Genomic DNA, 18061 nt, shown 5'->3' on the forward strand with positions numbered 1-18061 from the left:
GATCGTTCACCCCGAAGGGGACGTCCGCTGCTCCGATGCGGTGGTCGTCCCCTTCGCGCGTCAGAGGAGGCCCGCGAAACCGTCCCCACCTCGGAGTAGGGAGGCTTCACATGCCGTACGTCTGGTGGCACAGCGAGTACGACCGGCTGTGCCACGCGTTCAGGGCCGAGCACGCCACCACGACCGACCGCGGCTTCTACGAGGCCGTCTGCGAGCACAGCGTCCCGACCGAGAGGCTGGAGCGCGAACAGCACGGGCACCTGTGCGTGTCCTGCCTGATCAAGGTGGGGAGCACGCTGCCGGACGACGGGGGCGGCTGGCGCCCCTAGGGCGGTCACCGCACCAGGCACGAAGAAGGGCGCCCGACCAGTGGCCGGGCGCCCCGCACGCTCTTCGAAGAACCGCGATCAGTCCGAGTTGAAGTAGGACAGCAGTCGCAGGATCTCCAGGTACAGCCAGACCAGGGTCACGGTCAGGCCGAACGCGACCCTCCAGGCGAACACGGCGGGCACGCCCGCGCGGATCGCCTCGTCGGCGGCGTCGAAGTCCAGCAGGAAGCTGAACGCGGCGATGCCGATGCAGACCAGGCTGAAGATGATGGCGATGGTGCCACCGTCGCGCAGGCCGAGACCGCCCGGCGTGAGGAAGCCCGCGACCAGGTTGGCCAGCATGAGCACCGCGACGCCGATGACGGCACCGGTGATCCACTTGGTCAGCTTGGGCGTGACCTTCACGGCACCGGTCTTGTAGACCACGAGCATGCCGATGAACACGCCGATGGTGCCGATGATCGCCTGGATCACGATCGCGTTGCCGTTGCTGAACGCCCGGCCGACCAGACCGCTCACCGCACCGAGGAACACGCCCTCGGCGACCGCGTAGGCGAGCACGAGCGCCGGGCTCGGCTTCTTCTTGAAGATGTTGACCAGGGCCAACACGAAACCGATGATCATCGCCGGCAGCGCGAGGGCGTATGCCTCCATCACGAAGGTGATGGTGCCCGCGACCAAGAGGACGGCCAGGGTCGCGCCGGTCTTGGTCACCACGTCGTCGATCGTCATCGGGCGGTTGGCCGCCGATGGGGGTGCAGGGTCGTAGCCGGGGCCCGCTTGCTGCGGCGGCTGACCGAAGCCTGCGTAGTTGTTCCCGTAACCGCCGGTCGGCAGGTTGCGGAAAGCGGGGTTGCTGGTGGTACGCACCTCGTCCTCCTGTGGCGTGCTGACGCCGTCACGGGGTTCAACGACCACACGAGTCGATCGGTTCCCGTCGGGTAAAAGTGACTTTACCTGGACTGTCGATCGCGATACCGGGCAACGCCGACGGGGGAACGTAACGATCGACACAACCAGGTGAAGTTGATCGTGATCTGGACGCAACCCGCGGTACCGGACCGCCGTCCTTCCTGTCGTGGCGTGGAAACAGAATCGGATGGGCTGGGTGACGACCGGGATTGCCCTCGGGGTCACCGTCGCGGTGCTGGTGACGCTGGGTGGGACCGGCCAGGGCAGGGACACGCCGGACAACGCCGCGGTGGGCATGCCCGCCCCCAACCGCCAGCCCGTCACGGACGGCCCGGTCCCCGAGGTCCCCGCGCCCGCCGAGCCCCGCGCCGACTGGATGCGCAAGCTCGGCCCGAACGAGAAGCCGCCGCAGTTCGTCATGTTCTCGTTCGACGGCGCCGCGTCCAAGCCGCACTGGGACCGCGTCCTGCCCATCACCGAGCAGGCGAAGGCGCACGTCACGGGCCTGCTGTCGGGCGTCTACATGATGAGCGACGACCAGGGCCGCGAGTACACGGGTCCCGGCCACGACGCGGGTTTCTCCGCGATCGGCTTCGGCGGGTCGAAGCAGGACGTCGAGCTGCGCATCGGGTACCTCAACGACGCCATCGCCGCCGGTCACGAGCTGGGGACCCACTACAACGGGCACTTCTGCCAGGGCACCGAGCCCAGCGTCGGCACCTGGAACACCGAGCAGTGGAACACCGAGCTGGACCAGTTCTTCTCGATCATCGGGAAGGCGGGCGCCCAGGGGTTCAAGCTGGACCCGACCACCGTCCGCGGCGGTCGCACCCCCTGCCTGGAGGCCGACTTCAAGGCCGCCATCCCGGCGATGAGGTCGCACGGGCTCGTCTACGACACCAGCCAGGTCAGCCTCGGCGTCACCTGGCCCAAGATCATCGACGGGATCTACGAGTTCCCGCTCCCCGAGGTGCGCGTGCCCGCGTTGAACAAGCAGGCCGTGATGATGGACTTCAACCTCTGGTACGCGCTCAACGGCGCGAAGGAGGAGCCCGAGAGGGCGCCCGAGTTCACCTCCGTCGTGGTCGACACCTACCGCTCGGTGTACCGGGCGGCCTTCAACGGCAACCGGGCGCCGCTGACCATCGGCAACCACTTCAACGAGTGGGCCGGTGGGGCGTTCAGCGCGGCCGTGGAGCAGTTCATGGGCGAGGTCTGCGTGCAGGAGTCCACCGTGTGCGCCACCTACACCGAGGTCATCCAGTGGATGCAGCTCCAGGACCCGCAGGTCCTCGCGCAGCTGCGCAGCTTCCCGGCCGCTCGGAACTGAACCGGGCGGGGTTCCCGGTCGGCGTCCGAGCGGGCGCCGCGGACCGGGCCCAGCATTTAGGAAAGGATCTTTCCCATCTGGCGCTCCCACCGGGGACGACCTACGGTGGGGGAACCGCCGCGCGGCCACGGTGCTCCACCCGACCCGAGGAGTGCGCAGATGCCCGACACCGAGAACGTCCGCCGCCCCGCGCCCGAGGTTCCCGCCACCACCAAACCCGTCTGGGTGAAGCCCGACTTCCGGGACTTCGACACCCCGATGGAGGTCACCGCCTACGCGGCCCGCACCTGATCCGGTTCAGCGGACCCGGCCGTGGACCCTCGCACCGAGCGGGGTCCACGGCGTCCCGTCGGACTAGGAGCACCGCTTGGCAGCCCTGGCACCACCGGAGGAGTTCACCGCGGAACTGCGCGCGCTGGCTCCCCGCTACTGGCACGCCCACCCGTTCCACCTGCGCCTGCACGACGGCTCGCTGAGCGCGGGGGAACTGCGCTCGTGGGCCGCCAACCGCTGGTACTACCAGCGGTGCATCCCGCAGAAGGACGCCGCGATCCTGGCGAACTGCCCGCTGCCCGAGGTGCGGCGCCGGTGGCGGGAGCGGATCGTCTGGCACGACGGCACGCGGGCGGGCGAGGGCGGTGCCGAGGACTGGATCCGGATGGCCGAGTCCGTCGGGCTGACCCGCGAGGAGGTGCTGGACGAGCGCCACGTGCTGCCCGGCACCCGGTTCGCCGTGGACGCCTACGTCACGTTCGCCCGCACCAGGCCGTGGGTGGAGGCCGTCGCGTCCGGGTTGACCGAGATGTTCTCGCGCGGGCTGATGGCGCGCAGGCTCGCGGACATGCGCGCGCGGTACCCGTGGATCGCGGAGGAGGGCTTCGCCTACTTCACCAGCAGGCTCCGGGTGGTCGCCGGTGAGGGGAGGTCCACGGTGGACCTCGTGGTCGAGCACTGCACGACCAGGCAGCAGCAGGAGGCGGCCGTGGCCGCGCTGTCGTTCAAGTGCGACGTGCTCCGGTCGATCCTGGACACCGTCGACTACTACGCGGGTCGGGAGCGGCGGTGACGCCGGCGCACGACCGCGTCCCCCGCCTCCGGACGGGCGTGCGCGCGTCCTACGACCGGGTCCGGGAGAGCCACGTGCTGCTGTTCCCCGAGGGCGTCCTGGTGCTGAACCCGACCGCCGCCGCGGTCGTCGGCCTGTGCGACGGGCGGGCCACGATCGCGGACGTGGCGCGGACGCTGGCCGACGAGTTCGACGGCGTGCGGACGGCGGACGTCGCCGAACTCGTCGCACGCCTGGTGGAGCGCCGGGTGGTGGACCTCGATGGCTGAGGCGCCGTTCGGGCTGCTCGCCGAACTCACCCACCGCTGCCCGCTGCGGTGCGGCTACTGCTCGAACCCGCTGGAACTGGTGCGCCGCCGCGACGAGCTGAGCACCGAGCAGTGGTGCTCGGTGCTCGACCAGGCCCGCGCGCTCGGCGTCCTCCAGGTGCACCTGTCCGGCGGCGAACCTCTGGGGCGGCCCGACCTCCCCGACCTCGTGAGCCGCGCGAGCGGCCTCGGCTGCTACGTGAACCTGGTGACCAGCGGCCTCGGCCTGACGTCCGACCGGCTGGCCGACCTGGCTGCCAGGGGCCTGGACCACGTGCAGCTCTCGGTGCAGGACGCCGACCGCCGGGACGCCGACCGCGTCGCCGGGGTGAGGGCGCACCACCACAAGCTGGTCGCCGCCGACCTGGTGACCGGGCTCGGGCTCCCGCTCACGGTGAACGTCGTCCTGCACCGGCGGAACCTCGACCACGTGGCCGGGATCGTCGCGCTGGCCGAGCGCATGGGCGCCCAGCGGCTGGAGCTGGCCAACACCCAGTACTACGGCTGGGCGCTGCGCAACCGCGCCGCGCTGCTGCCGACCGCGGACCAGCTCGCCGCGGCGGCACCGGTCGTGGCCGCGGCGCGGGAACGGCTCCGGGGGTCGATGGAGATCGTCTACGTGGTCGCCGACTACCACGAGGCCCACCCGAAGCCGTGCATGCACGGCTGGGGCGCGCGGCAGCTCACCGTGTCCCCCGACGGGACCGTCCTGCCGTGCCCGGCCGCCTCGGTGATCACGGACCTGGAGTTCGACACCGTGCGGGACCGGCCGCTCGCCGAGATCTGGCACGACTCCCGGTCGTTCACCGCCTACCGGGGCACCGACTGGATGCGCGACCCGTGCCGGAGCTGCGCCCGCCGGGAGGTCGACTTCGGCGGGTGCCGCTGCCAGGCGTTCCAGCTCACCGGGGACGCGGCGAACACCGATCCCGTCTGCTCGCTCTCCCCGGACCGCGGGGTCGTGGACCTGGTCCTGGCGGCCGAGGCGCCTCCGGGGGCGGAGCCCGACCTGGTGCCGCGGAGGGCGGCGCGGTGAGGGCGGTCCTGCTCGGCACCGCGGCGGGCGGCGGGTTCCCGCAGTGGAACTGCGCGTGCGGGCCGTGCGAGGCGGCCCGTGCGGGCCGCCTCCGGTCGCGGACGCAGGACTGCCTGGCGGTCAGCGGCGACGGCGAGGACTGGTGGCTGTTCAACGCCTCCCCCGACGTCCGCGCCCAGCTCGTGGCGACCGCCGCGCTCGCCCCCGGCCCCGGTCCCCGCGACACCCCCGTCCGCGGCGTGGTCCTCACCGACGCCGAACTGGACCACGCGCTCGGCCTGCTGGCACTGCGCGGCGCGGCGGGCACGGAGGTGCGCGCGACCTCGACCGTGCTGGACGCGCTGCGCGGCGACCTGGACCTGCGGGGCGTCCTGGACGGGTACTCCCCGTGGACCTGGCGGGAGGTCGAGCCGCACGAGCCGTTCGAGCTGCGGGGCGGTCTGGTGGTCACCGCCGTGCCGGTCAGCGGCAAGCGGCCCAGGTACGCCGCGGCGTCCGCGGTGGGCTCGGACTGGGTGGTCGCGTACCGCGTGGAGGACCAGAGGACCGGCGGTGTCCTGGTCTACGCGCCCTGCCTGGCGACCTGGCCGCACGAGCTGGAACGGCTCCTCGCCGACGCCGACGTCCTGCTGCTGGACGGCACCTTCCACTCGGCCGGGGAGATGGGCGCCTCCACGGGCGGCACGCACGGGCAGGCCGCGATGGGCCACCTCCCGATCACCGCGAGCCTGCCGGAACTCCGCCGCCACCCCGGTGTCCGGCGGATCTACACCCACCTCAACAACACCAACCCGGTGCTGGACCCCGACTCCCCGGAGCACGCGGAGCTCGTGGCGGCGGGGGTCGAGGTCCCGCCGGACGGCACCGTCGTCGAGATCTGAAACCGGGGGGTTAAACCCACCGCGCCGAGGGGCCCCGGCACGCCAGACTCGACGCCATGACGGACACAGAGCTGCTGGGGAAGCTCCGCGACCGCGTGCGGCTGGTGCTGTGGAGCCTCGTCCGTATCCCGCTGGCGCTGGCCGGGCTGGTGCTGGTCCCGTTGCAGCTCTACGCCTACCCGCTGGTCCTGGTGACGGTCGGCGTGCCGGTCCTGCTCGGCGTGACGGCGCTGGAGCGGTCCGCGCTGCGGCGCTACCGGCGGTGGGCGGGCGACGTGCTCGGCACGGAGATCGCCTCGCCCTACCGCGTACCGCCCAGCCGCGGGCCGATCGCGAAGGTGCGGTGGATCGCCACCGACCCGGCCACCTGGCGGGACCTGGCGTGGATGGTCGTCAACGCCCCGCTCAGCATCGCGGCGGGCGTCCTGCCGCTCGCGCTGTGGGGGAGCGGGATCGCGGGTTTCGTGGCTCCGCTCGCCTGGCTCGACAACGCGACCGTCGAGTACGTCTTCCTGCGCGACGACACCCCCGGCGGCTACGCACTGGCGCCGATCATCGGCGGGCTGTTCATCGCGGCCGGGTGGTGGGTGACGCCGTGGGCCACGAAGGCGCACGCCGCGGTCGCCCGGTGGCTGCTCGCGCCGACCGCTCGGGCCACCCTGACCTCGCGGGTGCGGGAGCTGTCGGACTCACGGGCCGACACCGTGGACGCGCAGGCGGCCGAGCTGCGCCGCATCGAGCGCGACCTGCACGACGGGGCCCAGGCCAGGCTCGTCTCGCTGGGCATGAGCCTCGGCATGGCCGAGGACCTGATGGCCCGCGACCCGGACGCCGCGAGGGCGCTGCTGGCCGAGGCGCGCGAGTCGTCGACGCTGGCGCTGGCGGAGCTGCGGGACCTGGTGCGCGGCATCCACCCGCCGGTGCTCGCCGACCGGGGGCTCGACGGCGCCGTGCGGGCGCTCGCGCTGGCGCTGCCGGTGCCGGTGGAGGTCGACGTCGAGCTGCCCGGCAGGCCGCAGGCTCCGGTCGAGTCGGCCGCGTACTTCGCCGTGGCCGAGACGCTGGCCAACGTCGCCAAGCACAGCGGGGCCACGTCGGCGTGGATCCGGATCCGGCACGCCGACGAGCGGCTGGCGGTGATGGTCGGGGACGACGGCCGCGGCGGGGCCGCCGTCACGCCGGGCGGCGGACTTCGGGGGATCGAGCGCAGGCTCGCCGCGTTCGACGGCACACTCGGACTGGCCAGTCCCGTCGGTGGGCCGACCATCGTGACCTTGGAGCTGCCGTGCGAGTTGTCCTCGGAGAAGACCTCGTCCTCCTCAGGGACGGCCTGATCCGGCTGCTGGTGGCCTACGGCTTCGACGTGGTCGAGGCCGTGGACAACGGGCCCGCGCTGCTGGCCGCGCTGGTCGAGCACGAGCCGGACGTGGCCGTGGTGGACGTCCGGCTGCCGCCGACGTTCACCGACGAGGGCCTGCGGGCGGCCATCGCGGCGCGCAAGCAGGTGCCGGGGCTGCCGGTCCTGGTGCTGTCGCAGTACGTCGAGCAGCTCTACGCGCGGGAACTGCTGTCCGACCGCGGGGGCGGTGTCGGCTACCTGCTCAAGGACCGGGTGTCGGACGTGACCCAGTTCGTGGACGCGATCCGCCGGGTCGCGGCGGGCGGCACCGCGATGGACCCCGAGGTCGTCACGCAGCTGCTCGCCAGCCACGTCCGCGACGAGCCGCTCGGTTCGCTGACGCCCCGCGAGCGGGAGGTGCTCGCGCTGATGGCGGAGGGCCGGTCGAACGGGGCCATCGGGGCCCGGCTGTTCATCGGGGACAAGGCGGTCGGGAAGCACACCGCGAACATCTTCGGCAAGCTCGGCCTCCCGCCGTGCGACGACGACAACCGGCGAGTACTCGCCGTGCTCGCCTACCTGGACCGGGGATGACGGCCTTAACCGGCTAAGTAGCATCGGCCCATGACGGAGACGACCGAACTCGCGGACGAGCTGTTCGAGCTGGTGATGGCCATCGAGCCGTTGGAAGCCTCGCTCTACGGCATCGCCGGGCACGACCACCTCCTCGCCGACCTCACCGAGGCGGGCGGCGCCGCTCAGCGCGCCGCCGCGGTGGACATCGCCACCCGCGCGCGGGCGCTGCCCGACGAGGACCCGGTGACGCGAGCGGTCGTCGTGCAGCAGGCCGAGTCGCTGGTCGACAGGTTCGACACCCACTCCGTCGAGTACACGATCGCCGGGTCGTTCTTCGCTCCCGCGGGCGCGCTGCTGTCGCTCCTGCCGATGACCACCGTCGCGACCCCGGAGCAGCGCCGCGACTACCTGCTGCGGCTCGCCGCCGTGCCCGCGTTCCTCGACGTGCTGGCCGAGCGCCACCGGGGCGGTCTCACCGCCGGACGGCTGCCGGTCGCGCACCTGGTGCGCGACGCCGTCGCGTTCGTCGACCGCTACCTCGCCACGCCGCTGTCGGACGACCCGCTGGCCCGCAAGGACGGCCCGCCGGAGTTCACCGCCGAGCGCGACCGGCTGCTCGCCGACGTGGTGCGGCCCGCCTACGCCGGGTACCGGGACGTCCTGGAGCGCGAGGTGCTGCCCGCGGGCCGCCCCGAGGGCAGGCCGGGGCTGTGCTGGCTGCCCGACGGCGCCACCCTCTACGCGAGGCTGGCGCGGGTGCACACGACGACCTCGCGGACCCCGGAGGACCTGCACGAGACCGGTCTCGCGCTGATCGCCGACCTGGCGGAGGAGTACAGCGCCGTGGGGCTGCGGGTGTTCGGCACCGACGACCTCGCCGCGATCTTCGACCGGATGCGCACCGACCCAGCGCTGCGCTGGCGGGACGCCGAGGAGATGCTCGACTCCGCGCGGGGCGCCGTGCGGCGGGCCGAGCTGGCCGCGCCGCGGTGGTTCGGCACGCTGCCCGAGAGCCGCTGCGAGGTGGCGGCCGTCCCGGAGGCGGAGGCGCCGGGCGCGCCCGCGGCGTACTACTCCCCCACCGCGCTGGACGGCTCCCGCCCCGGCACGTACTACGCGAACACCTCGCGGGCCCAGGAGCGCTACCGCTACCAGGCCGAGGCCATCGCGTTCCACGAAGCCGTTCCGGGGCACCACTTCCAGATCACGCTGGCGCAGCAGATGACCGAGCTGCCGATGCTGCGCAGGCTCGCGAGCATCAACTCCTACCTGGAGGGCTGGGGCCTGTACTGCGAGCGGCTGGCCGACGAGATGGGGCTGTACTCCGACGACGTCGCGAGGCTGGGGATGCTGGCGACGGACTCGATGCGCGCGGGCAGGCTCGTCGTCGACACCGGCCTGCACGCGCTGGGCTGGAGCCGCGCGCAGGCCGTCGACTACCTCACGGAGAACACGCCGCTGGCCCTCGTGGAGATCGAGTCCGAGGTGGACCGCTACATCGCCGCGCCCGGCCAGGCGCTGTCGTACATGGTCGGCAGGCTGGAGATCCAGCGGATCCGGGCGGAGGCCGAGGCGGTCGCGGGAGACCGTTTCGACATCCGCGCGTTCCACGACGTGGTGCTCGGCGGCGGTCCGCTGCCGCTGGCGGTGCTGGACGAGGTCGTCACCGCGTGGGCGACGGCGGAACCGGTTACCACCTGACCAGGTGAAACCATCCACCGTTAATGTCCAACGCACGAATGCGCGGCCATCACCATTCTTTGCCGTTACGCGGGGTAACCCTATTTCTGCGGAGATAGCCCGTTCGAGTGATAGCCGCGTATCACTCGAACAGGCGGCACATACCACTGCCGCCAGTAGACATGGGATGATTTCTCAGCGGGTTTACGCTGGCCAGAAGGTTGTCTATGCTTATGAAGAGTGGTGCCCCCGACGGGAGTCGAACCCGTACCTTTGACCCTTTTAAGGGGCCTGCCTCTGCCGGTTGGGCTACGGGGGCAGCGGGCAGCTTAAAGGTCGTCCGTGGATTCGAGTAACGAGATCGACTCAAGACACCCGCACGGCTCAACGCGTTCCGCTATTACGGTCATTTACGTAATGGACCGACGACCGTCATCCCCAATACCGCTTCGTGATAGGCGTCACAGCCGAGCGCCCGTTCCACCAGTTCGTCGCGCAGCGCGGCCGTGAAGCCGACGCCCAGCCCCATCGCCGTCGCGACCAGGTAGGCGGTCTGCGAGAGGTGGCCGACGTCCATCTGCACGACGCGGTAGGCGCGCGAGGTGTCGTAGCGCCAGCGGGTGCGCTCCAGCACGGCCGTGTAGGCGAGCACCAGCGGTGCGTCACCGACCCACTCCTGGTCCCCCGCGGCCTCGACGATCTGCGCGGGCGTCCACTCCGGCCCGACGGGTTCGAGCACGTGCCGCGCGCCGTCGTAGTGGTACCAGCCCGGGGGCAGGCCGCAGACGTGGCGCGCGTGCGCGTACAGCTCGACGGGGTGGCGTCCGCCGCCGGACGGGCTCGTCTTGAACACCGTGCCGGTCCTGCCGATCCGCGACCGCATCGGCGACGGGCCGCCGAGCACGGCCAGCAGCTCGCCGACCTGCTCCAGGCTCACCCCGTCCGACCCGAACTCGCGGGTGGTCTGGCGGGCCAGCAGCACGTCCAGCACCGGCGCGGCGCCCCACGACGGCCGCGCGGGCAGCACCGGCAGCTCGACGGCGTCACCGCCGAGCGTCCGGAACGGGGTGGGCGGCGGGTTCTCGCCGAGCTTCACCTCCAGCGCGGCGTCGTGCTCGTCGGCGGCCTGGTACTCGGCGTCGCCCAGCGTGCGGCTGGCGAAGTGGAAGTGCCTGGCCGACGCGCCCCAGCTCGACCACGCCAGCAGCAGGTCGCGCTCGGCCTCGTGCTCCGGGGAGCCCTCGACGATCAGCACGCCCGCGTCCACCAGCTCGTCGAGCACGCGGCGCAGCACGGCCCGGTCCTCCTCGCCCAGCGGGGCGAGGAGTTCGTCGACCTCGGTGAAGGTGCTGAACTTGCGGCACAGCAGCTCGGCGGTCTCGCTGATCGCGAACTGGCGGTGGTGCAGGTAGTCGTCCCAGACGACGGCGCCGTTCTCGTAGAACAGCGTCGCGTGTTCAGCGACCTTTGCCCGCACCCAACAGCTCCTTGAAGCGCTGCGCGACCCAGTCGTGGACCGCGTCCGAGACCAGTGTGTCCTCCGCGCGGTGTTCGAACCACCGCCAGTCACAGTTCACGTTGACCTCCAGGAAGACGTGGTCCTTCGCCGTCACCAGGAGGTCGAACGCGGCCACCTCGACCCGCCAGTAGCGGGCTAAGGCGAGGAGTTTGGCGGACACGGTGTCGGGCACCGTCGTGGGTGTCACCCGGACCGCGTCCGGGTCGACCCACAGCTGGGCCGGGTCGAGCTTGTCGACCTGGTAGGCGATGCAGCGACCGCCCACGACGAACACCCGCAGCTCCGTCTCGGACGCCAGGTACTGCTGGACGATCACCGGCGCCGACTCGGGGGCGTCGCTGGAGCGGCTGGTCTCCAGCGGGCGCGGGAACAGGCCGTGCTGCACGCCGGGGCGCGGCTCCAGCAGGTGCCGCCCGGAGGTCTTCACGATGCAGTGCGCGCCGCCGGGCCTGGTGCGGCCGGGGCGGGTCGTCACGGCCGTGCGCGGGACGGTCAGGCCGAACGAGGCGGCGTCGGAGAGCTGCGTGAGGCGGTCGAGGTGGGCCGTGGACCGGGCCGGGTTGACGTGCGCCCAGTCACCGCGGGTCGCGAGCCAGTTCGACACCGCGCCCCACTGGTCGACGGCGTACGAGCCCGCGAGCGTGCCCGGTTCGACCGGGAGGGCGGAGAGTTCGAAGTGCCTGCGCCACACCAGGACCGGCCGGAGCAGCCACCGGTCCAGCTCGACCAGCGGCGCGTCGGTGTAGATCGTCAACGGCAGGTCGGTGCAGCGGTCGGCGTCGATGCGGGCCATCCGGACACCGCGTTCGGCGAGCGCGATGGAGAGTTCGTTCATCTCCATGTCCGCGCTGCGGGCGAGCACCAGGACGCACGGGACGGGACTGCCGTCGCCTTCGTCGACCATGCCCATCCGGTGGACCTGCTCCTGGAAGTCCAGGGTCTTGGGGGGTGACCGGAAGAGGTAGTTCTGGCCTTGGAGGAGGAGCGGAGTCGGCTTCACCGGAGTGGGACTCGGTTCGGGGAGGATTCTTACGGCTTCGAGCGGGGGTCTGTCGACCCCGCGCTCGGAAGCGGTCACGCTCAGTCGTCTTTCTTGCTTCGAAAACACTTCCCAGCCGTGACGTACTCGGCGGCGTACTCCGCCAAGGCGCGGTCCTCGATCTCACCGCGGCGAAGCTGTGCGGCCAGCTCCTCAAGGGACATCGCGGTCACCTCTTTCCCCAACGCGCGCATCACGCTTTCAGGTGATGCACAAGCAGTAGTCTCGGGTTCACGTAACGCAATGTCAAGATGAGCCCACCCAGATTGCTCCTTCTGGGGGCTCAAGTTACGGCACTAAGCCAGACGGGTGTCACCCGACTGCAACCGAACGGCGCAGTGCGAGCAACACCCGTCGGGGGACTCAGCTCTTCGACGCGCGGTCGAACTCCGCCTTGGGGTCGTTGATCTGACCCAGGGCGACGACCTCGCGGCCGTTGACGAACGCGAGCAGCCAGTCCATGAGAACACGGAACTTGCGGTTGAAGGTGGGCATCTTCGCGACGTGGTAGCCGCGGTGCGCCAGCCAGGCCAGCAGGCCCTTCATCTTGATGCCGTAGACGTCCGCGACACCCTTGTACAGGCCCAGACCCGCGACCGAGCCGATGTACTTGTGGAAGTAGTCCTTCTGCGGCTTGCCGCGCAGGCTCGCCACGATGTTGCCGACGAGCACCTTGCTCTGCCGCACCGCGTGCTGGGCCGACGGGCTGCACGTCGCCATCGGGTCTTCCTCGGTGCGCGACAGGTCGGGCACCGCCGAGCAGTCACCGGCCGACCAGACGCCCGCCAGGCCCTCGACCTGGAGCTTCGCCGTGCAGCGGACGCGACCGCGCTCGTCGAGCGGCAGGTCGGTGTTGCGCAGGACCGGGTTCGCCTTGACGCCCGCGGTCCAGATGATCGTGTCGCTGTCGAACTCGGTGCCGTCGTCCAGGACGACGTGACCGTTCTCCATGGTCTTCACGCGGGTGTCCAGGAAGACCTTCATGCCGCGCTTCTCGAGCTGCTGGACGGTGTAGACGCCCATCTTCTCGCTCACCTCGGGCATGACCCGCTTGGTGGCCTCGACCAGCACCCAGTTCATGTCCTCGGGCTTGAGCTGGGTGTAGTAGCGCAGCGCGTAGCGGGCCATGTCCTCCAGCTCCGCCAGCGTCTCGATGCCCGCGAACCCGCCGCCGATGACGACGAAGCTCAGCAGCCTCCGCCGCAGCTCCGGGTCGCGGGTGCTCGCGGCCTGGTCGAGGCGCGACAGCACGTGGTTGCGGATGTAGATGGCCTCGCCGATGGTCTTCACGCCGATGCCCTGCTCGGCCAGACCGGGGATCGGCAGCGTGCGGGCGATCGAACCCAGCGCGTTGACCAGCACGTCGTACTCGAGCTGCTCGACGTGGCCGTCAGCGGTCTCCAGCGTGATCGACTTGGCGGCGTGCTCGATCTTCGTCACGCGGCCGGTCACGACGTGGCAGCGGTTGAGGACCTTGCGGAGGGGCACCACGACGTGGCGGGGCTCGATGGACCCCGCGGCCGCCTCCGGGAGGAAGGGCTGGTAGGTCATGTGAGGCTGCGGGTCGACAACGGTCACCGACGCCTCACCGGAACGCAGTTTCTTCTGCAACCCCAGTGCGGTGTACATACCGACGTACCCACCGCCGACGATGACGATCCTCGTGGGTTGCGACTTCACAGCAGCCATACGCACATGGTCGCACCGCGACCCCCGTGTTCGCGCGTCCGAAGGCCCCGTTGTGACCACGGTCGCCGGGTGATGGCGAACACCCCCGCCGCTGACCTGCGGGAAGCGTCTCGGTTGGGCATAACCCCTGAGAGGATCGATCCAGTAGCTCAGGTTGAGCTGAGGTGTTCCTCAGCTCCTGGGGCGCATGAGGAGCACGGCCGCGGTGGCCAGTCCGGTGGCCGCGAGGAGGCCCGCGACCTCGACGGCGGGCTCGGTGCCGCCGCTGGGGAGGAACGCCGTCACGACCACGAGGGTGGAGGTGAGGAGCTGGGTCAGGGCGAACCTGCGGGCAGGCCCCTTCAGGGCGCTGAGGTGGAGGCGGGAGCGGGGTGGGGTGAGGGCCGTGAGGGCCGAGGTGAGGTGGAAGAGGTGCAGCAGGACGATCATGGCGAGGACCGCGGGGCGGAAGGGGCCGCCTTCGGTGAAGGCCAGGGCGGCGGCGGCTACTCCGATGCCGAGGGCCGGGGCCGCCGAGGCCGGGATGGTGATGGCCGCCAGGGAGATCAGGGCGTAGAGGGTGAGGGTTGGGGCTCGGACGCCGTCGTGGGCCAGGAGCAGGGCCGTCGCGGCGCAGGTGAGGGTGGAGAGGGCTCTCAGGGTCCAGGCCGGCAGGCCTGCCGGGAGGGTGGTGGGGTGGGTCATCGCGTGGGCCTCGGATGTGGGTCCGGTGGGGGCGGGTCCGGTGGGGGCGGGTCCGGTGGGGTGGCCGACTCGGGGACCCCTCGATCCGACCCTCGGTCGGGCTAAAAGGGCGGTCCCGAAAGCCTGCCCGATCATCGATTTCAAGGGTCAGATCCCCGAGAAGAATCGGCCACGCGGCGGTCGGTCTGCCGCGTTGGGTGGACTGGTGGATTCTTCGCCTGTGGTTTCACCTTCTCAGCCGGCTTGCCCCGCGTTTTGCCCTTTGCAGTGTCGTTGCCGCTGAGCGGCCTGATTTGTCCCAGGTCACCGCTGGGACGCCGTGCTGCTTCAGGGCTTTTAGCCTGGTTCGTTGTTCCAGTTTCAGCAGTTTTAGCGCTGGTTGGCCCCACGGGGTTTCCGCGTCCGGGACCAGGTCCGGTGGTAGTACGTCCACCGCCAGTACCAGGTTTCCCCTGCGGGCTGCCTGTACCGCTATCTCCACCACGTGGTCGTCCAGGAACGGGGACAGGATGATGACCAGGGCGCCGTGGGGGGTGCGGTGCAGTGTCGGACGGGGGGACCAGCCTGCTGAGCGGGCGCAGACGACCAGTTGGTTGCGGAGTGTGAGCAGTTGGCGTTTGCCCGTGCCCTGGCGGACGTTGAGTTGCGGGCGGCCCAGGTCTGCCAGGCCCACTCGGTCGCCCTGGTGCAGGTAGCCGGAGGCCAGTGACGCCGCTGCCCTTACCGCGGTGTCCAGGCTGCCGTTCGGTCTCGTGGTGTTGCCCGGCTGGCCTGTTGACCAGTCCGCGACCCTCCTGCCCAGGTCGTAGCGGGTGTCCAGGGCCAGCAGGACGTCCGCGTCCGCTTCGGCGTGGTGTTCTCGGACGTGCACGACCTGGCTGCGCAGGGAGATCCGCCAGTCGATGCGGCGCAGGCGGTCGCCCGGTTGGAAGGCGCGGATGTCGCGGAGTTCGGTCGAGTCGCCGGGGCGGCGGGTGCGGTGGACGCCCACCAGGCCCGCGGCTCGGGCGGGGAGCAGGCCCGCTGGTAGGGCGTCCACCGGGGGGAGGACCACGCGGCCCCGTTCCACGCCCACGACCGGGCCGTGGACCAGGAGGCCGTCCGGGCCCGCGAACAGGTGGTCCGCGCGCAGGTCCACGCCGTCGCCCCAGGCTTCTCGGCGGAGCTTCACGGCGATCGGGTCGGTGGTGGCGGGGAGCAGGTGGACCGGGCCCAGGGCGTCGCCCCCCGCGCCTGGTGCGGGCAGGCGGACGGCCAGGAACTCGGCGCCCTCGGCCGGGTCCACCTCGACGCCGGTGGTGGCCGAGCCGGGTTCCGCGGTGCGCGGCAGCGCGCGGACGGTGACGGTCGGGACGCCGCGGACGCGGACGGCCAGGGCCGCCAGGAGGGAGATCAGGAACGGGGTGCCGACCAGGACGAGTTCGACCTCGTGGAGCAGGCCGCCGAGGACGACGAGGCCGACGCCCAGCACGACGGCGCGGCCGTACGCGTCGGTGGCCCGCCACCCGGTCTCGCGGGTGAACGCGGCCCTGAGCCGGTCGGCCCGGCTCACGAGCGCGTGCTCGCGGGGCCGGGGACCTTGCCCAGCAGCTCGGTGACGACCTCCACGCCGGTGGTGCCGGACGTCCACGTCTCGGGCCGCAGGGTGAGCCGGTGGGCGAGGGCGGGGACGGCGCAGTCCTTCACGTCCTCGGGCAGCACGAAGTCGCGGCCGTCCAGGACGGCGAGGGCCCTGGCGACCAGCACGAGCGCCAGCGCGCCGCGGGGCGAGGCGCCGACCTCGACCGCCGGGTGCGCCCTGGTCGAGGAGGCCAGGTCGACGCAGTAGCGCAGCACGTCCTCGTCGACCGCGACCCGCTCCACGCCCGCCTGGAGCTCGGCGAGCCTGGTCGCCTCGAAGACCGGTGCCACCTCGGTCTGCTCGCGCTGCCGGACGAGCCTGCGGCGCAGCACCTCGACCTCCTCGGCGGCGGGCGGGTAGCCGATGTCCAGGCGCACCAGGAACCGGTCGAGCTGCGCCTCCGGGAGCGGGTAGGTGCCCTCGTGCTCCACGGGGTTCGCGGTGGCCAGCACGTGGAACGGCCGCGGCAGCGGGAACGTGCGGCCCTCCACCGTCACCTGCCCCTCCTGCATGGCCTCCAGCAGCGCCGACTGGGTCTTGGGCGGGGTCCGGTTGATCTCGTCGGCCAGCAGCAGGCCGGTGAAGACCGGGCCCGCGCGGAAGCTGAACTCGCGCTCGCCGGGGTCGTAGAGGAACGAGCCGGTCACGTCGGCGGGCAGCAGGTCCGGCGTGCACTGGAGGCGGCGGAAGTCCAGGTGCAGGGCCTGGGCGAGGCTGCGCGCCATCAGCGTCTTGCCCAGGCCGGGCACGTCCTCCAGCAGCACGTGGCCGCCCGCGAGCACGGCGGCCAGCGCCAGCCGCAGCGACCGCTGCCTGCCGACGAGCACGGTGCCGACGGCGTCCAGCACGGCCGTGCCCCCGGTCGCGATGTCCGCGACGCTCGTGGTGTCGGTGGACGTCACAGGGTCTCCAGTCTGTCGAGCAGCTCGGCAAGGGCACGCGGGTCCGGCATGGTGGCGTTCGGGTCGGTGAGCAGGCGGTAGACGTCCTCGCCGAGCAGGTCGCGCCCCTGCTCCAGCGTCGTGACGCCGCGCTGCCGCAGCCGGGCGTCGGCGACCGCGCGCAGCCGCGGTCGGACGCGCGAGAGGAACCGGTCGCGGTCGCGGGACGCCTCGTCGAAGCGGCTGGCCAGCGTCGAGGCCGCGACGGACGTGGCGCCAGGGGCGTGCGACGGCAGGGGCGACCAGGTGATGTCCGCGGCGCGCGGCAGCCGGGCGAGGAGCAGGGCGAGCGCGGCGACCGGCAGCGCGACCACCACCGCCCACCCGACCGGGCTGCCCAGCTCGACCAGCCCGAACCCGGTGACCGCACCGGCGGCCAGCGCGAGGAGGACGGCCCTGACCAGACCCACCAGCGGCGTCACGGGCGGTCCAGACAGGCCACGACGCGCTCCAGCGCCCGCTCGGCGGACGCGGCGTCCTCGTCCGACACCCGCTCGGGTGCGCCGAACCTGGCGCGCTGGTAGAGCCCGCGCAGCGTCGCCGCCGCCTCCGTGTCCACCTCGTAGCGGGCCAGCAGCGCGCCGGTGAACTCCGTCGGGGTCTCGTGGTCCTGCCGGGGCGCACCGCCCGCCGCGGCGGCCTCCTCCAGGTTCAGCCACGCCGCCACCACGGCGTCCGACGGCGGGCCGGGAGGTCTCCCCCGCAGCTCGACGAGGGCCTTGCGGGCACCGGTGAGCAGCAGTTCAGCGCCGGGCCGCCCGTCCTCGGCGTCGTCCGGCGCCACGGCCACCGCCCCGGACTCGCGCCGGACCCGCTCGCGGCGCGGACCGAGCATCATCAGCGCCGCGCCGAGCGACGCGACGACCAGCACGCACAGGAGCACGACCAGCAGCGCCACCAACGACCCGCCGACCACGCCGACGACCCCTTCGGCCCGGCTCTCCTCGGACTCGGCGGAGGCCGCGGGCGGGACCGGGGCGGGACCGATCAGCGTGCCGTCGAAGGGGATCGGCGAGGTCCCGCGCGCCGCGAGCGCGACGAGCACGAGCCCCGCTCCCACCAGGAGCGGCACGGGCCACCGGGTCCTCATGTGGTCAGGATGCACGTCGAC

At 72.0% G+C, this 18061-nt stretch carries 20 protein-coding genes and 1 tRNA gene; 10 read left to right on the forward strand and 11 right to left on the reverse strand.

Features of this window, described 5'->3' with window-relative positions; genetic code table 11:
- Window positions 1-110 precede the first annotated feature (110 nt).
- Window positions 111-329, forward strand: a complete 219-nt coding sequence (locus tag VFZ92_RS41870; RefSeq protein WP_330883676.1) for a hypothetical protein — start codon at window positions 111-113, stop codon at window positions 327-329.
- 78 nt (window positions 330-407) lie between these two features.
- Here VFZ92_RS41870 and VFZ92_RS41875 read toward each other — a convergent pair whose 3' ends face one another.
- The gene (locus tag VFZ92_RS41875) at window positions 408-1199 is read right to left on the reverse strand and encodes a Bax inhibitor-1/YccA family protein (RefSeq protein WP_330883679.1); all 792 of its coding nucleotides are present in this window, start codon (window positions 1197-1199) and stop codon (window positions 408-410) included.
- Window positions 1200-1428: 229 nt separating this feature from the next.
- On the opposite strand from VFZ92_RS41875, the gene VFZ92_RS41880 reads away from it, so the two are divergent.
- The 9 genes from VFZ92_RS41880 (at window position 1429) to VFZ92_RS41920 (ending at window position 9478) form a co-directional block, all read left to right on the forward strand.
- The gene (locus VFZ92_RS41880; protein WP_330883681.1) at window positions 1429-2571 is read left to right on the forward strand and encodes a polysaccharide deacetylase; all 1143 of its coding nucleotides are present in this window, start codon (window positions 1429-1431) and stop codon (window positions 2569-2571) included.
- A gap of 159 nt (window positions 2572-2730) precedes the next feature.
- Window positions 2731-2862: a pyrroloquinoline quinone precursor peptide PqqA gene (gene pqqA, locus VFZ92_RS41885; protein ID WP_330883683.1), complete on the forward strand. Its 132-nt coding sequence runs from the start codon at window positions 2731-2733 to the stop codon at window positions 2860-2862.
- 76 nt (window positions 2863-2938) lie between these two features.
- The gene (pqqC, locus tag VFZ92_RS41890) at window positions 2939-3637 is read left to right on the forward strand and encodes a pyrroloquinoline-quinone synthase PqqC (RefSeq protein WP_330883685.1); all 699 of its coding nucleotides are present in this window, start codon (window positions 2939-2941) and stop codon (window positions 3635-3637) included.
- Complete coding sequence (gene pqqD / locus VFZ92_RS41895; protein ID WP_330883687.1) at window positions 3634-3906, forward strand: pyrroloquinoline quinone biosynthesis peptide chaperone PqqD; 273 nt, start codon at window positions 3634-3636, stop codon at window positions 3904-3906. Before pqqC ends, pqqD begins: the two co-directional genes overlap by 4 nt.
- Window positions 3899-4981 carry a pyrroloquinoline quinone biosynthesis protein PqqE gene (gene pqqE / locus VFZ92_RS41900; RefSeq protein ID WP_330883689.1) on the forward strand — a complete coding sequence of 361 codons (1083 nt, stop codon included), beginning with the start codon at window positions 3899-3901 and terminating at the stop codon, window positions 4979-4981. The genes pqqD and pqqE overlap by 8 nt, the downstream gene beginning before the upstream one ends.
- Window positions 4978-5862 (forward strand): pyrroloquinoline quinone biosynthesis protein PqqB, encoded by an 885-nt coding sequence (pqqB, locus tag VFZ92_RS41905; protein WP_330883691.1) that lies wholly within the window; start codon window positions 4978-4980, stop codon window positions 5860-5862. Before pqqE ends, pqqB begins: the two co-directional genes overlap by 4 nt.
- Before the next feature lie 56 nt (window positions 5863-5918).
- Entirely contained in the window at window positions 5919-7196 is a 1278-nt protein-coding gene (locus VFZ92_RS41910; RefSeq protein ID WP_330883693.1) for a sensor histidine kinase, read from the forward strand.
- Entirely contained in the window at window positions 7148-7795 is a 648-nt protein-coding gene (locus VFZ92_RS41915) for a response regulator transcription factor (protein WP_330883695.1), read from the forward strand. The genes VFZ92_RS41910 and VFZ92_RS41915 overlap by 49 nt, the downstream gene beginning before the upstream one ends.
- A 30-nt stretch (window positions 7796-7825) precedes the next feature.
- Window positions 7826-9478, forward strand: coding sequence for a DUF885 domain-containing protein (locus tag VFZ92_RS41920; RefSeq protein WP_330883697.1), 1653 nt, complete (start codon window positions 7826-7828; stop codon window positions 9476-9478).
- A 220-nt stretch (window positions 9479-9698) separates the two neighbouring features.
- On the opposite strand, the gene VFZ92_RS41925 is transcribed toward VFZ92_RS41920, so the two are convergent.
- From VFZ92_RS41925 to VFZ92_RS41970, 10 genes are all read right to left on the reverse strand, one after another.
- A tRNA-Leu gene (locus VFZ92_RS41925) sits at window positions 9699-9776 on the reverse strand.
- Between the two features lie 87 nt (window positions 9777-9863).
- Window positions 9864-10934 carry a SagB family peptide dehydrogenase gene (locus VFZ92_RS41930; protein ID WP_330883699.1) on the reverse strand — a complete coding sequence of 357 codons (1071 nt, stop codon included), beginning with the start codon at window positions 10932-10934 and terminating at the stop codon, window positions 9864-9866.
- Window positions 10915-11976 carry a hypothetical protein gene (locus tag VFZ92_RS41935; protein ID WP_330883700.1) on the reverse strand — a complete coding sequence of 354 codons (1062 nt, stop codon included), beginning with the start codon at window positions 11974-11976 and terminating at the stop codon, window positions 10915-10917. Before VFZ92_RS41935 ends, VFZ92_RS41930 begins: the two co-directional genes overlap by 20 nt.
- 80 nt (window positions 11977-12056) lie before the next feature.
- On the reverse strand, window positions 12057-12212 hold the full coding sequence (locus VFZ92_RS41940) for a hypothetical protein (RefSeq protein ID WP_170155645.1): 156 nt from the start codon (window positions 12210-12212) through the stop codon (window positions 12057-12059).
- Window positions 12213-12378: 166 nt separating this feature from the next.
- Window positions 12379-13704, reverse strand: coding sequence for an NAD(P)/FAD-dependent oxidoreductase (locus tag VFZ92_RS41945; RefSeq protein ID WP_330883704.1), 1326 nt, complete (start codon window positions 13702-13704; stop codon window positions 12379-12381).
- Between the two features lie 171 nt (window positions 13705-13875).
- A complete protein-coding gene (locus VFZ92_RS41950) occupies window positions 13876-14388 on the reverse strand; it encodes a hypothetical protein (protein WP_330883707.1) in 513 nt (170 codons plus the stop codon).
- Window positions 14389-14614: 226 nt separating this feature from the next.
- A complete protein-coding gene (locus tag VFZ92_RS41955; protein ID WP_330883710.1) occupies window positions 14615-15940 on the reverse strand; it encodes a DUF58 domain-containing protein in 1326 nt (441 codons plus the stop codon).
- Window positions 15937-16911: a MoxR family ATPase gene (locus VFZ92_RS41960; RefSeq protein ID WP_330883712.1), complete on the reverse strand. Its 975-nt coding sequence runs from the start codon at window positions 16909-16911 to the stop codon at window positions 15937-15939. The genes VFZ92_RS41955 and VFZ92_RS41960 overlap by 4 nt, the downstream gene beginning before the upstream one ends.
- Window positions 16908-17372: a hypothetical protein gene (locus VFZ92_RS41965; protein WP_330883714.1), complete on the reverse strand. Its 465-nt coding sequence runs from the start codon at window positions 17370-17372 to the stop codon at window positions 16908-16910. The genes VFZ92_RS41960 and VFZ92_RS41965 overlap by 4 nt, the downstream gene beginning before the upstream one ends.
- Window positions 17369-18040, reverse strand: a complete 672-nt coding sequence (locus VFZ92_RS41970) for a DUF4129 domain-containing protein (RefSeq protein WP_330883717.1) — start codon at window positions 18038-18040, stop codon at window positions 17369-17371. Before VFZ92_RS41970 ends, VFZ92_RS41965 begins: the two co-directional genes overlap by 4 nt.
- Window positions 18041-18061: the final 21 nt, after the last annotated feature.

Source organism: Umezawaea sp. (assembly GCF_036375055.1).
Taxonomy (GTDB): domain Bacteria; phylum Actinomycetota; class Actinomycetes; order Mycobacteriales; family Pseudonocardiaceae; genus Umezawaea.

What these genes read in the sequence shown, in the direction of transcription:
- VFZ92_RS41870 (WP_330883676.1), top strand. Translation starts at nt 111, where the DNA reads ATGCCGTACGTCTGGTGGCACAGCGAGTACGACCGGCTGTGCCACGCG.
- VFZ92_RS41880 (WP_330883681.1), top strand. Translation starts at nt 1,429, where the DNA reads ATGGGCTGGGTGACGACCGGGATTGCCCTCGGGGTCACCGTCGCGGTG.
- pqqA (WP_330883683.1), top strand. Translation starts at nt 2,731, where the DNA reads ATGCCCGACACCGAGAACGTCCGCCGCCCCGCGCCCGAGGTTCCCGCC.
- pqqE (WP_330883689.1), top strand. Translation starts at nt 3,899, where the DNA reads ATGGCTGAGGCGCCGTTCGGGCTGCTCGCCGAACTCACCCACCGCTGC.
- VFZ92_RS41910 (WP_330883693.1), top strand. Translation starts at nt 5,919, where the DNA reads ATGACGGACACAGAGCTGCTGGGGAAGCTCCGCGACCGCGTGCGGCTG.
- VFZ92_RS41920 (WP_330883697.1), top strand. Translation starts at nt 7,826, where the DNA reads ATGACGGAGACGACCGAACTCGCGGACGAGCTGTTCGAGCTGGTGATG.
- VFZ92_RS41945 (WP_330883704.1), bottom strand. Translation starts at nt 13,704, where the DNA reads ATGGCTGCTGTGAAGTCGCAACCCACGAGGATCGTCATCGTCGGCGGT.
- VFZ92_RS41950 (WP_330883707.1), bottom strand. Translation starts at nt 14,388, where the DNA reads ATGACCCACCCCACCACCCTCCCGGCAGGCCTGCCGGCCTGGACCCTG.
- VFZ92_RS41970 (WP_330883717.1), bottom strand. Translation starts at nt 18,040, where the DNA reads ATGAGGACCCGGTGGCCCGTGCCGCTCCTGGTGGGAGCGGGGCTCGTG.